Source organism: Sulfurimonas sp., from assembly GCF_026991475.1.
In the GTDB taxonomy this organism is placed as follows: Bacteria; Campylobacterota; Campylobacteria; order Campylobacterales; family Sulfurimonadaceae; genus Sulfurimonas.
The window spans coordinates 62,005-78,779 of sequence record NZ_JALXBK010000024.1; the positions used below are offsets into that span (position 1 = coordinate 62,005).

A 16,775-nucleotide genomic window follows, 5' to 3' on the forward strand; every position below is an offset into this window, starting at 1 on the left:
TGATCCTTATACTTTATACTCTTTTGTATTATATAATATTTTAGGTAATTTTGCTAAAGAGTGTCATTTATTAGCTTTGAAGAAACAAAATCCTTCATTTCTTGCTTAAATCTAATTGTCGCATAAGACTCAGCACTTTTAGCTATGCTATAGGCATCAAACTTTAAGCTTTCAAATCGCTCTACTGCATTTACTATGTCTTCAACTCTTTGATTTTTAAAGTGTACACCATTAAGCTCATCTACAACTGTTTCTGCTGTCCCTCCATCATTTAAAGCTATGACAGGAGTGCCACAAGCCATGGCTTCTATAGGAACTATGCCAAAGTCTTCTACTGCGGCATAAACAAAAGCTTTTGCTCTTTGCATGAAGTCAACCATAATATGGTCATCACAATATCCTAAAACAGTTATATTTTTTCCTGCAATTTTTTGAATATCTTCAAGCTCTTCACCTGCACCAATGACAACAAGTTTCTTATCTGACATAGTATTAAAAGCTTCTACAATCAGCTTTGTTTTTTTGTATGGCACCAACCTTGAAGCAGTCAGATAAAACTCTTCTTTTTGTTTATAGAGACTAAATTTTTCAATATCTACTGGTGGATATATCACTTTTGCATCTTTGTTGTAAATTTTTTTTATTCTTTTTTGTACAAATTTAGAATTTGCTATGAAATAATCCACTCTATAAACAGTAGCTAAATCCCATTTACGGATGTATTTTAATGTTTGTTGTACCAAAAACTTTTTAGGTTGAGAGAGATTTGAGGTGTATTCATCATAGAGATCCCAAGCATAACGAATGGGCGTATGACAGTAGCAGATATGTAGCTGTTGCTGTTTAACACTCTTTTTAACTCCCTTAGCTACTGCCCAAGAAGAAGAGATAATAAGATCATAATTTGACAAATCAAAACTCTCGATGGCTTTTGGGAAAAGTGGAAGATAGTTTCTAAAATGCTTTTTTGCAAATGGAAGCTTTTGTATAAATGAAGTTTTGGCATATTTGCCACTTAAAACAATATTTCGCTCTTTTTCATCTAAAAAATCGACTAAACTAAATACATCTGCATTAGGATAAATGTCTAAAATTGCTTTTAAGACCTTTTCTGCTCCGGCATTAGTTACTAGCCAGTCATGTACTATTGCAATTTTCAACTTTTTAATACCTTTTCAAATATTTTCATATGCTCTTGTGCAGCTTTTTCCCATGTAAACTGTTTAGCTCTTTTGAGACTTTTACCTATCATCTCTTGCTGCAACTTTTTATCATTTAACACTATTTGTATTTTTTCTGCTATATCATTCACATTATTAGGATCACAATACACAACAGCTTCTCCACCAACTTCTGGAAGTGAAGTGGTATTTGAACATACAACAGGGGTACCACAAGCCATTGCCTCAAGTACAGGTAAGCCAAAACCTTCATAAAATGATGGAAAAATAAATAGCATAGACTCATTGTATATTTTTACTAACTCATCATTAGAAACATCACTTTTAAATTTTATATGTGGATTTGATTCAGAGGTAGCTATTAATATTTTTGTTGCATCATCAAGTGCAAAATTTGATGCAAATTTTCCAACCATCAATAGAGTATATTCATTGCTATCAAGCATCGTATATGCTTTTAAAACATTACTAAAATTTTTTCTTTCGTTCATACTTCCTACATAGAGTATTTGTTTTGTCTTTTTAATATTTAATCTTTTAAAACTATGTTCCACACCAAGATAAATAACTTCAATTTTTTCTTTTGCAAATGGATAATACTTTTTTATTTCATTTTTTGAACTTTGAGATACTGTAATGATTTTATCTGCTCTTTTTATGTTAAGGGGAATAATAAACTTATAATATAGTCTAAAAAAAGTAGAAAAACTCTTGGGATGTGTCTCAAAAGCAACATCATGAATAGTAAGCACAAGTTTTTTATTTTTTGAAATAACAATAGGGGCAACATTTGCAGGGCAAAAAAGTACATTACCTTTTTGAAACGGTAAAATGAAATGAGTCCATAAATGAGTAAAATATTTGTTTTTATTTTTTGGTTTGGTTATATTTATATTTGCATGTCTTTTTATATGTTCAAGTATATTTTTTGTATAATTTTCTACACCTGTATAAGTTTTATGAGTTAATACCCTAGTATCAAATATCAGTTTCATATTTTACTCTTAAATATTTAAAAAAACCCTGCCAAATTCCAAGCCATCTATTGAAATAATATTTTGATTTTACAAAATCAAATCTCAATATATATAATATAGTTCCCAAAAATGGTCTTAAAACATTATATTTAAAAAAATAGATAATGCCTTCTTTTGTATATATATGTTTTGCAATAAAAGCACCAAGACCTATGGCTCTTTGCTTTGCTCTAATTGTATTTGTATAATCTAAATCTGATGGTGGATGATAGACATAGTTGATATCTGGAATATAGTAACCAATATGACCTTTTTTCAAAAGTCTAAAAAGTAAATCATTTTCCTCTTCTGCATTAAATTTTGCTCCAATTCCGAAATATTCATCAAAAACAATATTTTTTTTATCTCTTTTGATAAAAAGTGTTGTAGAACTCCCTAAAATTAATGATGGCTTTAAAATTTGTGCTTTAGTAATGTTTTTACCAGCAACAACACCACCCGTTTCTTTATCAATTGTCTTTCCCATTAAAATATCATAATTATGCTCTTTAAAAAAAATATTGATATTTTCCAAAAGTTCTTTAGGATAAAGGCAATCATCATCAGGAAATCCAACAATATCTCCATAAGCTTCTTTTAGTCCTCTATTTCTGGCTTTAGATAATCCTTTTTCAGATTTTATATATTTTATATCAAGCTTTTTAAAATATGGTAGTATCTTTAATACTCTATTATCATTATTTTGATCCACAATAATTACTTCAAAATTCGTATATATTTGTTGAGATATAGATGTTAAAAATTCTTTTACCTCTTTATCTCGATTGACAGTAGCAAGTATTAATGAAAATTTCATAAAAAATCACAAAACGAAGTAATATAGTTATGCTTTAAGTTTTTCAATTCCAGATTATTGTAGCCATAAAACTCAATATTATTTATATTTGCCGCTTCATGGTCATTTTTAGAATCACCTATGAGTATTGTTTCATTTTTTTTATATTGATTTTTGTTTAGAATATCTCTAACAATTTCATTCTTAATCTTTGGAGAGCCATGGATTGATATAAAATATTTTGAAAGTTCTAAACTTTGGCAAATAAATTTCAAATCATTTTCATCTGCACCTGATGCTATATGCAAGTTATAGTTTTGATAGTTTTGTTCTATGAAAGTCATTGTATCTACCATTAAATATTTTTCTTTTGAAAGTTCTTTTTTTGTTAAATCGGAGTATTTGTTAGCATAAAATAGTATATCTTTTTTATGAATTTCTTGATTTAAAATCTCATCAAAAAAATATTTTATCTTCAAATATCTTGACTTACCACCATTTTCTAAATGATATTCTATAAGTTTTTGCACCTTATCTTCGGCATAGTCATCAAATAATTTTTTAAAAGCTTCTGTTTTAACAGGGACCGAATCAAGTATAACACCATCAAAATCAAAGACTATATTTTTTATCACACAGCAACCTTAATAACTGTTTTTACAACTTTTTTAGATTTATCCAATTTAACACAAGGCATATGTGCATCTTTTGGATAGAAGATTCCTACATTTCCTTTTTTTAGTTTTATAATAGAAGAGTTTAAAGTAGGCTTATATTTTAGTAAATCCATCTTATCATTATAGTTAACGTCAATGTTTACATCATCAATATTAATTACTTCGATTATCTCTTCACCTTCAAGTATAAACTGAACATCTATATATTGTCTATGTGACTCAAAAAAACATTCATTTTTCTCTTTTGAATAGTAAACCTGTTCGAGTGCAAAATTATTTTTGTTTAACTCTATTTTTTCAAAAGCATTTATTGGTAGAGATAATAATCTATGATTTTCTACTGTTCCCTTTTTTAAGACCTCCTCTAAGTACTCAAAAGCTTTTTTAAACTTCTCACTATCAACTTGTTCTTTTACTACTTCTAAAGTTCCAAATATTGCCATTTATATTACCTCTGCTATGATTGTACATGGTAAGCCATCACACTGTGCTATTCTAAGTGGTGCTATATCTATTTTATCTATTTTAGAATCTTTCTTTAAATGAGTTAAATCCATATCTTCAACTAATAATATAGGTTGTTTTGGATTTAAAAATGCTCTGTGAGACTCTTTTCCTAATATTCTATTTGCAAAACTAGATACTGAGATACTATCAAAACCAATCACTCTAATATTTGGATATTCCATTCTCAAATACTCTGCAATACTTGGGTCAAATCCATAGTTTGTTTGCCAAAACTCATTATTATCTCTTTTATGGCAAATGCCAGTTTTAACAACAAGCATGTCATAACTATTTTTATTGGTTTGAGTTTTTAAAAGTGCTATCAAATCATCTTTAACAATTATATCTTTAGGTAGTATATCTATAAATAGTACATTAGTGAATCTAAAATAACTTGCATCAAAATTTTCTATGGTCTGTCCACCTTCAAAAAAATGGTAAGGCATATCTATATGAGTGCCTACATGAACAGTAGTGCTGATAGTGCTATCATTAGCTACATTGCCTTTTGATATATCTGATTTTTTTTCACATATAAATCTATTTCTATTTCCATATGTCGGCGTATTTTCATCTAAGATATATGAAAGATAGATTAATTTAGATTTCTTCACTACTATTCGCCTCTATATCTTTTAAACACTCTATTAGACCTTGTCCCATATCTATATAAGGATTTGCAACTAGTTTTTTACTTCTTGTAGGGTGAAAAGAGTATGGTGTAGATTTATAGTGATTGTGATATCCATCATTACTAAGGTTAATAATCAATTTGTTTCCCAGTATTTCATTTATCATTTCAAAAAGCTCTTTTCTTTGCATCTTTTCTACACCAGTTAAAATAATATGTTCATTTATAAATTCATCAGATTCAATAATTTGAGTGGCGAGTTTTGCCACATCTGCTGCATGTATATACTCTCGTACTTCTTCTCCATCACCACTATGGTTTATCTCACATGTTTGTAATGATCGCTTAAGAAGGTTATAAATGTAGTTGTTGTGATAATCTCTTTCTCCATACACTGAACCATATCGTACTATTGTAAACTCAAGACCGAATTTTTTATAGTACTCTTCTGTTAATTTTTCAGAAGTAAGTTTGCTTATTCCATAAAAAGAACCTTTGTCACTCATTGCATAAGCACTACTAGCATATACAAATCTCTGCACATTATACTTTTTACAAGCTTCAAGAATGTTCATATTCCCTATGACATTTAACTCAATTGCTTTTATAGGGTTCGCTATGGCATCATCAAGATTCGCAAAACCAGCAAAATTATATACTATCTTTGCCCCCTGCACTAAAGTATTGACTGCCTCAACATCCAAAATATCGCATTTTTGAAAATATTGATCATCTACATACTTTGAAGGATTTAAATCAGCAGAAATAACATCATATCCTTTTTTCAACAACTCTTCTACAACATAGCTGCCTATAAAACCATTTCCCCCAAAAACAACAACCCTTTTAGTCATTTGAAAATACCTCATTGTTCAATGGCTCATTATTTTTATAACGAATAGCTTCTTCTATTGCTTGGACCTCCATATCTGTCCTACTATCTACAGTACTTGCTCCCATATGACAAGTGAGTAAACAATTATCTAATTTTACTAGATTACCCTTATAGGGTTCTACTTCAAAAACATCTATAGCAGCTCCTGCAATGAGATTGGTTTTTAAAGCAGTATATAAATCATCTTCATTGACAATTCCTCCACGTGCAGTATTAATTAAAATTGCATGAGACTGTATTATCTCCAACTCTTTCATAGTGATATAGTTTTGTGTATCACTTTTAAGTGGCACATTCACAGATATGATATCCGAAGACTTTAATACTTCTTCTTTAGTAACAAAATCAACACTATAAAGTCTCCCAAAAGCCAAATCAGGATTAATGTCATAAACTTTAAATTTTACATTAAAAGTTGAGAGTAAATGAATAAGACTTTTTCCTATTCTACCCATTCCAAAAATACCAACTGTCTTTCCATAAAGAAGCATACCCATATGACGATTCCAAACACCATTTTTGATAGCCTTATCAGTATGGGAAATTTTTCTTGCTAAATCTATAATAAGCCCCACGCACAACTCTGCAACAGCCATAGTTGGTGCGTCAGGAGTATATGCCACTCGTACATCATACTTTTTGCATAAATTGAAGTCTATTCCATCAAGCCCTATACCAACTCGTGAAATCAGTTTTAAATTTGGTGCGTTACGAAAAACTTCTTCAGTAATTTTTTCCGTTCCTGCTACAAGTATTTCAGCATCTTGTATATCTTGTGCCAATTCCTGTGTAGTGATTTTTCTACCGTGTTGATTGTACGACAATTCTATATTATTATCTTTGATTAATCGCATCGGTAAAGGAGACGTGGAGGAAAAAGGGTGTGTTGATACAAACAATTTCATTATTTTACCCCTTCTTTTAGCTGTTTCATTCCCTGCATAGCTGCATCTCTCATAAAAAAGTAATCGATTCCATAAGCTAAAAAAGTACACCCTTGCTTTATTTTCTCTTGCAGTTTGCTTGGATTTGTATCTACAACATGAAATCCTGATGGCATATTTTGCTTTGTACATCTTTCTAGTACTTTTTGTACTGCATTTTGAACATCTTCTCTTTCAAAATCTCCAGGGTATCCCATAGAACCAGATAGGTCATACGGTCCAATGATTGTGCCATCAATACCTTCCACTCCTAAAATCTCATCAATATTTCTAACAGCATCAATATGCTCTATTTGAGCAATGATAACAAGTTCTTCATCTACCCACTTTTTATACTCCTCAAACTTAGTCCCATAACCAGAAGCGCGGTATAAGCCTACACCTCTTTTACCAACTGGTGGATATTTAGCATAATCTACAGCCATTTTTGCATCTTCTTTTGAAGAGACCATTGGAACTATGATTCCATCTGCACCCATATCTAAAACTTTTTTTATTACCACTTCTTCATTTTTACTCACTCTCACTAAAGCTTTCATATCATGAGCTTGAATGGTTATGATTAAAGTTTTTACCGTTTCCATATTTATAGGTGTATGTTCTACATCTATAACCAACCAATCAAACCCAGCAAGTGCCATCACTTCAACACTCATAGAGTCAGCCATCATAATCCATGAACCGATAGTTAGTTCATTGTTTTTTAGTTTTTGTTTTAAGCTCATTGTAAAATTCCTTATAAGTTATCTTTATGTATATGCAAAAGTTCAGCTAGTTTAAAATCCTCTGGTTCATCTATATCCACTGCTTCAAGCTTATTGACTTCTATTATCTTTGGGTTAGTTCCTATACGTTTATTTCTCGCATTTTTAAAAGAGTCTTTTGAAAATATATAAAAATTTGAATTTTCTTCATACAATGGCTCTAAGTCTTGTGTTCTTAAAAGTTCCTCTGGATTGTGATTGACTGGATTTGCATTTTTGTCATAAAATCTTGTTTGTACTTTTGTTACACCAAAAACTGAGTCACAATTCTCTTGTGCTAAACACTCAAAATAACTCTCTATTGCATTATTAATAGTTTCAGCTCTTAAGAGTGGATTTGTACTATGCGTTTGTAAAAAATGTTCACCCTTGAGTTGATGTAGATCATAATCTATAATCACATTCATAGACATATCTCCACCTTGTATCTCTTTTGGTCTGTCGATTATAACTACTCTATCTCCAAAGTTTTCTTTTGCATCTTTAGCAATAAGCTTACTATCTGTATTGATTACAACTTTATCTATATACTTAGAGGCCAAAAGAGACTTCATAATCGCATGGTACAATGGTGCGCCACCAAAGTCTTTCATATTTTTGTTTGGAACTCTCTCTGATGTTCCTTTCATTGGTAAGAGTGCTGTTAGTTTCATAATTTTTTATTCCCTATATCTATTCATTATACTTTTAATATATTTTGCTGCTAAAAATGCCGAAGATTCTTTACTATTAACATTACAGTGATAATCTAAAAATTTTTCTGCTCTCTTTCTATAATCTACCGCTAATGAAAGTTCATAATCAATCGCATCTGCTAAACTATTAGAATCAAAACTTAAACTGTATGCTCCCATTGGTTCTTGATATTTCATAACTTTTTCACCATGAGGGTTATGATAAATACAAGGTTTACCCATAGCTAGAGCTTCAATAATTGTTGAACCAAATCTACTTATTACTATACTGCCCTCTTCAATTATTTGATACATTGTCTTGTTAGTTACATGATATCCCGTTAAATCAGTTTTGTCTGCTGGATGTTGTGTAATAATATAATCAATCCCTGCTTTTTTACATCCTTCTATTGCACTATCAAGCCAATATTTAGATTTATCTGAAAGAACATTGTATGAGAAATTCATATTAATCACGACAAGCTTTTTTTTAGGAAAAATAGGTTTATTATTTAGTAGTTTTTTCAATCTTGGTATTCCAATTATATATGTATTTTTTAATTTATTAGTAAAAAATTGTTCATCATGCTTTCCAGTTAAAAATACATATTCTACTGTTTGATAAGTGTTCCTATTTTGCTTAGTATCTAGATCTAAAAAATCTTGTACTCCTTCTACAATGCCAATTGTTATTTTACCTAACTTTTTACCTCTTTCTATTTGAGGTCTCACTACTCTTTTATCCCAATCATTCATACAAACCAGACAATCATAATTTATTTTTTCATTTTGTAAAACTTCAAAATCTAAAAAATCAATATCTGGGAAATTTTTAATTTCTTTTCTTGTTCCCTCATCTCTATAGCATTTAGTAAGATCCAATACACAAGCAGTTATTTTCAACTTTTTTAATTCTCTTGCAATCAATCCCATTGTCCACATATGATAATCTTTATGAGGTAAAAAGACTACAGAATATTTTTTTCTTGAACTTAATTCATTTATACTTTTTGCACTTATATATTTTTTAGTATTTTTCCTTTTATGAAGATAATTTAATGCTTCTTTAACAATTTTTCTTCTTTTGCTACCGACAGGTAAATATTTGTCTCTATATCTATAATATTGTAATAAAAACTTATATCCTCTTGAACTTTTAATTTCATTTAACTGGGAAAGAATATTGTCATCAACAACTATACTTTTAGAAACTTCTTTACTTATAAGATAATTCTTGAACATTATCAAGAATTCACTATACTTCTTGGTTTCTATTTCACTAGTTTCAATATCTTTAATATTAATTATTGATGATGACTTTAGAAGCAGATCATTAAATAGATTTTGTTTTTCTTTATCATCTTTAATAAAAGATTTAATTCTTCTATACAATAAATAGATATATGTCAAATAAAAGTATATAAAATCATCACTATATTTATCGTATATATTTTCTTTTAATAAAAAACACTTAACATAAAATATGGCAGTAATTATTCCATCTATATGTTTACTTGTAACTGTATTTGTTATTGACCCTTTTCTAATAAGCCATTTATAGTAACTTTTATTAATAAAACTTACTTTATTAGCATAGTAAAATAATTGTGGAGTCACATAAAGATCTTCATGCAAGGCAGAAGGAAACTTTAATGAATTATTTATAAAAAGTTCTCTCTTAGATATCATTGAGCATGCCATATGTTTAAAATTCGCACTAATAACTTTATTAAAAAAGTTTTCTTTTTTAATATTGTCTAAATCAAAGATCAAGTCATCTCTTGTTTGAATTACTTTTTGCGTATCTTCGTCTATTCTATCAAATCCAAAGACTACAATATCTGCTAATTCTTTTTTTGCTTTACTATAACAATTTTTTAATGTTTTTAAATCTAACCAATCATCTGAATCTAAAAAACATAAAAATTCACCGGTCGCCTTTTTTATACCATTATTTCTTGAAATACCTAATCCACTATTTTGTTGATCTATAACTATAATTCTACTGTCTTTTTTTTTATATTCTTTACAAATATCCAAACTTTTATCTGTTGATCCATCATTAATGATAATAATTTCCACCTCTTTCAAAGTTTGATTAATCACAGATTCTAAGCACTTTTCAATATAATTCTCAACATTATAAACAGGAACAATAACACTAATTTTAATATCCATTTTTTAAATATCCTTTTATTTTGTCAAATGTTTTGAGCATTTGCTTATAAGCTTTATATTTTTCTATAGGATTGGATGAAAATGATTTTAATGTAACCTCTTCTATAGAATGAAGAATCAAATATAAGTAATTCTCTATTTTTGATAGTTTATATACTTTACCTTTAATAGTCTTTTCTCTATTCTCAATTGTTTTCTGTTGCTTCTGCATTAAAGATTCTTTCTTTTGAATTATCACTTCACTATTCTCAATTGTCTTCTGTTGCTTCTGTATTAAAGATTCTTTGCCTTGAATTGTTGCCTCTCTGTTTGTGATAGTTTGTTGCTGTTGCTTATATTGTTTTTCAAAATATATTTTTTGTTGATATAACTCTTTCCAATAATTTTGGTTTTGCTTTAAAAAAAATAAATATTCTATAATATGATTATAATCTAAATATATATCAGCAGCAGTGTTATTTTTACTTTCTGCTATTTGATATATAGATTCTACTTCCTCATTTCCAAAAAGATTAATAAAATTATTTTTTAATAATATATTATTTAATGTACGAAATGAAAAATTATACATGTGTGCATGAACATGATAAATCAAATAAGAATATTCATAATATCCTTTTTTGTGATTTACTTTCACTCCTGGTACTTCAATATATAATAAAGAATCTTTATTCATTATTTTTCGTATTTTACCCAATTCATTATCTAAATCAATAAAATGTTCAAAAACATGACTAAGAATAATTACATCATATGTTTCATTTTTTTTCAGGATAGTTTCTAAATTACCATAAATTACATTGAGATTTTTTTCATTACATTGCTTAATACAATCTGAACTATACTCAGTTCCTAATTCATCAATACCTATAGAATATAAAGATGCTTCTTCTTTAAACTCGTGTAATACACTACCTGTTCCTGCACCAATTTCTAACACTTTTAAAATCTTTTTAGCTGGTAAATGATTTTTAAGTATATGAAAAACTTTCCTTCCCTGGCCATCCTCAAAGAGTGCTTTTTGTTCATTTAAATTTTCTTTACCATAATTTATATGATGATAATATTTATCATAATAATAAGGAAGTGATTTTTCTTTAATTCTTGGACTTGTCGTAATCAATCCACATTTTTGACATATTTTACTACCAAAAGGCAATCCAAATCGATCTATTTTACTTAAAACCTCTAAAGAGTCTCCACAACAATAACATTTATCTATATTCTCTATTTCAATAATATTTTTTTCTATATCTTCTAATAATAAACTTCTATATTTTAATGCAACTTCATTTATTTTTTTTGGAATAATATTTTCTACCTGTAACTCTTCCAGAAAATGATAATCAGTAATTTCAATCATTTAGTCTCCATTCATGCTTAATAGTAACAAATCCAAAAACCCTTTCTTTATTTTTTACATAAAACTTATTATTTAATTGTCTATATAAATATTCAGAACCATCAACTATAGCAATTACAGAATAATAAATATTAGGATTAAAGAAACAATCAAATACTAAAACTCCTTGAATTTTATATATATTTTCAAATAAATTTATATTGTAATAATCTGTATTAAATGCTGTAATAAAATCTCCATTGTCATTCCAGACAGGTATTCCAATAATCAAATTTTTAGGCTTATACTTAAGTTCAAAAGAAAACTCTAGCACCATCTCTTCTTCAAGCTTATATGACTCTTTATTCCACTTATGTTTTACATTTACAATCTTATCTTCATTATGAAAAAGATCCCCATAAAAAGGTTTTATCTCTTGTTTTTTTTCTTTTTTCTTGAGCTCTTGCTTTTTCTTCTCTTCTTGCTCAAGATAGTATTTTATCCCATCATCTGCTTTACCATAAAAAGTATTTTTACCTTTTTCAAGCACCATTACATTGTCACAAAAGAGTCTTACACTATTCATAGAGTGAGAAACAAATATCATAGATATTCTCTCCCTCATACTGTTGATTTTTGCTAAACATTTTTGTTGAAAGTTAAAGTCTCCCACTGCCAAAACTTCATCGAGTATCAAAACATCTGGCTCGCTTGATGTTGCTATGCCAAATCCAAGTCTTGATTTCATGCCACTACTATATGTTTTAACAGGTTGGTCTATAAACTCTCCTATTTCTGCAAATTCTTCTATCTCTTTTATCTTCTCTTTTAAGGCTTCTTTATTAAAACCATTTATTTTCAGGTTTAGCTCTATATTTTCAAGTCCTGTAAGTTCGGGTTTTAGACTTGAAGTAAGCTCCAGTATTGCAGCAATTCTGCCTTTTGTATTAACATGCCCTTTTGTAGGTGTCAGTACTCCAGCTATAATCTTAAGTAGTGTAGATTTCCCATTGCCATTTCTACCTATTATGCCTAATGCCTCTCCTCTTTTAAGCTCAAAAGAGACATCATGCAAAGCATGAAAATCTTTATGGTAACTTTTTTTAAAAGGATTAAGGGCTTCTTTTACTCTGTCAAAAGGCTTATTGTAAAGTTTGTAAACCTTACTAATGTTTTGAGCTTTTACAACTGTCGATTTATTCATTAGAGCACATCTCCAAAATGAGGTCTTAGTTTTCTAAATACCACAGCACCTAAAACTAAAAATACAAAAGTAGTAATTAAAAAATATGGTGCGTATTTGTATGTTTCCCAGAACCATACATGGTTTATGAAACTGTTTCTATACCCCTCTATTATAAAAACCATAGGGTTGAGTTTGAGTACATACCAATATTTTTCTGGTACTTTATTTATTGACCAAAATATAGGAGTAACCCAAAAACCAAGCTGCAAAATAACACTTACAATTTGAGCTACATCTTTTGTAAAAACTCTAAGGGCTGAAAGTAACCAAGTCATACCAAGTATAAGTAGAAACATCATAAATGTATAAAATGGTAATTGTAGCCAATATATGCTCGGTTTATATCCGTAAAGTAAAAATAGAGCTATCAATATACCTATAAAAATCATATGTAAAAACAACATAGACAATATTTTTACTATTGGTAGTAGACTAACTCTAAAGTTCACTTTTTTAACTAAAAATTTATTATTAACTATGGCATTCATACCACTTGAAATGGAATCAGAAAAGAAAAACCATGGTATATACCCACACATTAAGTATAAAACAAATGGCACTCCATTGTCTGAAATATTATGCTTAAAACCTACAGTAAAAATAAACCAAACTATTAATATAAATAATACAGGTCTTAGAATGGCCCATACTATCCCGAGATAAGACCCTAAAAACTGTTCTCTAAAATCATTCGTAGCTAACGTTATTAATAATGATTTATTCTTATAAATATCTTTTAAGAAACGATAAAAACTTTTAAGTGTACTCATGATTTTATTAACTTTTGCATTTTAATATATTCCTTTATAATCATCTTCGATTCTTACAATATCATCTTCACCAAGATATTCGCCAACTTGTGCTTCTATTAAAACAACATCCACTTTTCCAGGGTTCTCAAGTCTATGAGTATTTCCCATTGGAATGTAAGTCGATTCATTTGGTCGTACCAGAGTTTCTTTATCTTGTACTGTTACAAGTGCAGTACCTTCTACTACTATCCAGTGTTCACTTCTGTGAAAGTGTTTTTGAAGGCTTAGTCTTTTTCCTGGTTTTACTACTATGCGTTTTATTTTGTATTTATTGTTTTCTTCAAGTATAGTGTAAGTTCCCCATGGTCTATGAGCTGTGAGATGAATGTGATGCAAGTCACTCTCTCTTCCTTTAAGCTCTTTGACTATGTCTTTAATCTTTTGAGAGTTTCCTTTTTTACTGATGAGCAGAGCATCAGGAGTATCTACAACTATTAGGTCATCTATGTCAACTGTTGCGATGAGCCTGTCACTACTGTAAATGAAGTTGTTTTTAGAGTTTACGGCCAAAAGGTTTTCATCTTTTGTATTACCATCTTCATCTGTTTCAAACTCCTCAGCTAATGCATCAAAACTTCCAAGATCTGACCAGCCTATGTTTGAAGATACTACCTTTACTCTGTCGCTTTTTTCCATAACTGCATAGTCGATGCTCTCTTCTGGTATGTTTGCCATATCATCATGTGCTATGCGGTACATACCATCTTTAGAAGCATTCTCGTAAGCTGTTTCTGAAGCATCATAAATCTCTGGAGCATGTTTTTGCAGTTCATTTAAAAAAACTCCTGCTTTGAAACAAAACATCCCGCTATTCCAGTAAAAGTTTCCGGCTTCCACATACTTTTGAGCCGTTTTAGTATCTGGTTTTTCATGAAATGCCTCTACACTGTTTCCTTTGGCTTCTATGTAACCAAAACCAGTTTCTGCAAATGTCGGTGTAATGCCAAATGTTACAAGGTTATCATCTTCGGCAAGTTGTTTTGCCTCTTGAAGTACTTTTGCATACGCCACTTCATCTTTTATGAGATGATCAGATGGTGAAACAAGTACTATCTCTTCTGGATTAAGTGCAAAACAAGCAAGGGCAATGGCAGGTGCAGTATTTCTCCCAACCGGTTCAAGTAAAAACTTACTGTCACTATATTGCAACTCTTCAAGCTGATCTACAGCTAAAAAGTACTGTTCTGCATTTGAGACGATGAACTGTTCTCTACACACACTTTTGTTTCTTTCTACTGTCAGCTGAAATAATGACTTGTCATTGAAAAGTTTGACAAACTGTTTTGGCATAAGAGTACGACTAATAGGCCAAAGTCGTGTACCACTACCACCACATAAAATTATGTTTATCATATTTTAAGACACTTCTCAATATTAAATTTGGTGTAATTATACAATTTTATCTTTAATATAAACACAAAATGGATATAATCAATTAAGGATTAGAATTATTGGAAGGAATATGCTCAAAAAAATCACCATAATAGGTCTAGGTTATGTAGGGCTGCCCCTTGCCCACGCATTTAGCGGAAAATACGAGGTAGTGGGCTTTGACATCAATAAGCCGCGTGTAGATGAACTTAACAGTGGCTTTGATAGAACTTTAGAACTTACAAGCGAACAGGTAAATGAATCTCTGAAAAATGGGATGAAATTTACTATGGATATTGAAGATATTAAAGATAGCAATGTTTACATTGTTACTGTTCCAACTCCTATTGATAATAATAATGAACCAGACTTAACTCCCATAGAAAAATCGACTGAAACTGTTTCTAAAGTCCTTAAAAAGGGTGATATTGTCATTTATGAGTCTACCGTATACCCTGGTGTTACTGAAGAGGTTTGTGTACCTATTTTAGAAGGGGGAAGCGGACTGAAATTTAATGAAGATTTTTACTGTGGTTACTCTCCTGAGCGCATTAACCCGGGAGATAAAGAGCATACCGTTACAAAAATCCTTAAAATCACTTCAGGCTCAACTCCAGAGATAGCAAAAGTGGTAGATGAGTTGTATAAGTCAATCATTACAGCCGGAACCCATCTAGCATCTAGCATCAAAGTAGCTGAAGCTGCAAAGGTCATAGAGAACACACAAAGAGATGTAAACATCGCTCTTATGAATGAACTTGCAATGATATTTGATACAATGAACATCAACACAAACGCAGTTCTTGAAGCAGCCGCAACGAAATGGAACTTCATTAAACTTGCTCCCGGACTTGTAGGTGGACACTGCATAGGAGTTGATCCGTACTACCTTACACATAAGGCACAATCATTAGGCTATACACCTAATCTTATCTTAGGTGCGAGACATATCAACAATGGTATGAGTAAACTTATAGCTGATAAAGCTGTAAAATATATGGTAAAAGCAGATAAAAAACTTAACGGTGCAAAAGTACTCGTCCTTGGCATTACGTTTAAAGAGAACTGTCCTGATATGAGAAACACAAAAGTTGTAGATATTATCTCTGAACTTCAAGAGTATGAATGTGATGTAGATGTTTATGACTACTGGGTTGACAAGAGTGATAGGGAGAGTAAAACTATTCCTTTTATAGATGAACTTCCATACAACTCACATAAATATGACGCTATCATCGTAGCAGTAGGACACGATAAGTTCAAAGAGATAACACAAGAAGAGTATGCTGGGCTCTCAAAAGGTGCACCTATAGTCATAGATGTAAAAGGCATAGTAGAAAATCCAACATGGAGACTATAAAAATGAGTAAAAATTTTGCACTTATCGGAGCAAGCGGATACATAGCTCCAAGACATATGAAAGCGATAAAAGAGACAGGAAATAATCTTGTAGCTGCACTTGACCCATATGATGGCATAGGTATCATGGACAGTAATTTTCCTCAAGCTGATTTCTTCACAGAGTTAGAGAGATTTGAAGATTTCATAGGCAGATGGGATAGAGAACATGATGATAAAATAGAGTATATGAGCATAGCCTCTCCCAACTACCTTCATAAAAGTCACATCAGGCTTGCTCTTAAAAGCGGTGCGCATGCAATCTGTGAAAAACCGCTTGTACTGAATCCTGCTGATATAGATGAGCTTAAAATCATTGAAAAAGAGACAGGAAAGAAAGTTT

The 16,775-nt window shown here is 30.3% G+C and carries 17 protein-coding genes; 2 read left to right on the top strand and 15 right to left on the bottom strand.

From position 1 onward, the window contains the following. Window positions 1-53: 53 nt before the first annotated feature. Genes MV589_RS01920 through MV589_RS01990 form a run of 15 tightly spaced genes read right to left on the bottom strand, consistent with a single transcriptional unit; the run spans window position 54 to window position 15,016 of the window. The gene (locus MV589_RS01920) at window positions 54-1,160 is read right to left on the bottom strand and encodes a glycosyltransferase (protein ID WP_297431510.1); all 1,107 of its coding nucleotides are present in this window, start codon (window positions 1,158-1,160) and stop codon (window positions 54-56) included. Further along, window positions 1,157-2,176, bottom strand: a complete 1,020-nt coding sequence (locus tag MV589_RS01925) for a glycosyltransferase family 4 protein (protein WP_297431511.1) — start codon at window positions 2,174-2,176, stop codon at window positions 1,157-1,159. The genes MV589_RS01920 and MV589_RS01925 overlap by 4 nt, the downstream gene beginning before the upstream one ends. After that, window positions 2,160-3,014: a glycosyltransferase family 2 protein gene (locus tag MV589_RS01930; RefSeq protein WP_297431512.1), complete on the bottom strand. Its 855-nt coding sequence runs from the start codon at window positions 3,012-3,014 to the stop codon at window positions 2,160-2,162. The genes MV589_RS01925 and MV589_RS01930 overlap by 17 nt, the downstream gene beginning before the upstream one ends. Further along, window positions 3,011-3,628 carry an HAD family hydrolase gene (locus MV589_RS01935; RefSeq protein ID WP_297431514.1) on the bottom strand — a complete coding sequence of 206 codons (618 nt, stop codon included), beginning with the start codon at window positions 3,626-3,628 and terminating at the stop codon, window positions 3,011-3,013. Before MV589_RS01935 ends, MV589_RS01930 begins: the two co-directional genes overlap by 4 nt. Beyond that, complete coding sequence (locus MV589_RS01940; RefSeq protein WP_297431516.1) at window positions 3,625-4,113, bottom strand: NanQ anomerase/TabA/YiaL family protein; 489 nt, start codon at window positions 4,111-4,113, stop codon at window positions 3,625-3,627. The genes MV589_RS01935 and MV589_RS01940 overlap by 4 nt, the downstream gene beginning before the upstream one ends. Further along, on the bottom strand, window positions 4,114-4,791 hold the full coding sequence (locus tag MV589_RS01945) for a cyclase family protein (protein ID WP_297431517.1): 678 nt from the start codon (window positions 4,789-4,791) through the stop codon (window positions 4,114-4,116). Then, window positions 4,778-5,662 carry an NAD-dependent epimerase/dehydratase family protein gene (locus MV589_RS01950; protein WP_297431518.1) on the bottom strand — a complete coding sequence of 295 codons (885 nt, stop codon included), beginning with the start codon at window positions 5,660-5,662 and terminating at the stop codon, window positions 4,778-4,780. The genes MV589_RS01945 and MV589_RS01950 overlap by 14 nt, the downstream gene beginning before the upstream one ends. Beyond that, entirely contained in the window at window positions 5,655-6,608 is a 954-nt protein-coding gene (locus tag MV589_RS01955; protein ID WP_297431519.1) for a phosphoglycerate dehydrogenase, read from the bottom strand. Before MV589_RS01955 ends, MV589_RS01950 begins: the two co-directional genes overlap by 8 nt. Next, window positions 6,608-7,372, bottom strand: a complete 765-nt coding sequence (locus tag MV589_RS01960; RefSeq protein ID WP_297431521.1) for an HpcH/HpaI aldolase family protein — start codon at window positions 7,370-7,372, stop codon at window positions 6,608-6,610. Before MV589_RS01960 ends, MV589_RS01955 begins: the two co-directional genes overlap by 1 nt. An 11-nt stretch (window positions 7,373-7,383) precedes the next feature. Further along, on the bottom strand, window positions 7,384-8,064 hold the full coding sequence (locus MV589_RS01965) for an acylneuraminate cytidylyltransferase family protein (RefSeq protein ID WP_297431523.1): 681 nt from the start codon (window positions 8,062-8,064) through the stop codon (window positions 7,384-7,386). Between the two features lie 6 nt (window positions 8,065-8,070). Continuing rightward, window positions 8,071-10,263, bottom strand: coding sequence for a glycosyltransferase family 2 protein (locus MV589_RS01970; protein ID WP_297431525.1), 2,193 nt, complete (start codon window positions 10,261-10,263; stop codon window positions 8,071-8,073). Next, a complete protein-coding gene (locus tag MV589_RS01975; RefSeq protein ID WP_297431527.1) occupies window positions 10,253-11,626 on the bottom strand; it encodes a class I SAM-dependent methyltransferase in 1,374 nt (457 codons plus the stop codon). Before MV589_RS01975 ends, MV589_RS01970 begins: the two co-directional genes overlap by 11 nt. After that, entirely contained in the window at window positions 11,619-12,809 is a 1,191-nt protein-coding gene (locus MV589_RS01980) for an ABC transporter ATP-binding protein (protein ID WP_297431529.1), read from the bottom strand. The genes MV589_RS01975 and MV589_RS01980 overlap by 8 nt, the downstream gene beginning before the upstream one ends. After that, window positions 12,809-13,621, bottom strand: coding sequence for an ABC transporter permease (locus MV589_RS01985; protein WP_297431531.1), 813 nt, complete (start codon window positions 13,619-13,621; stop codon window positions 12,809-12,811). Before MV589_RS01985 ends, MV589_RS01980 begins: the two co-directional genes overlap by 1 nt. Before the next feature lie 21 nt (window positions 13,622-13,642). Further along, on the bottom strand, window positions 13,643-15,016 hold the full coding sequence (locus MV589_RS01990) for a mannose-1-phosphate guanylyltransferase/mannose-6-phosphate isomerase (protein WP_297431533.1): 1,374 nt from the start codon (window positions 15,014-15,016) through the stop codon (window positions 13,643-13,645). 109 nt (window positions 15,017-15,125) lie between these two features. On the opposite strand from MV589_RS01990, the gene MV589_RS01995 reads away from it, so the two are divergent. Both MV589_RS01995 and MV589_RS02000 read left to right on the top strand, forming a co-directional pair. After that, window positions 15,126-16,394, top strand: a complete 1,269-nt coding sequence (locus MV589_RS01995; RefSeq protein ID WP_297431535.1) for a nucleotide sugar dehydrogenase — start codon at window positions 15,126-15,128, stop codon at window positions 16,392-16,394. Then, a partial coding sequence (locus tag MV589_RS02000) for a Gfo/Idh/MocA family oxidoreductase (RefSeq protein ID WP_521966160.1) occupies window positions 16,391-16,775 on the top strand: 385 nt, incomplete at its 3' end. The genes MV589_RS01995 and MV589_RS02000, both read left to right, overlap by 4 nt.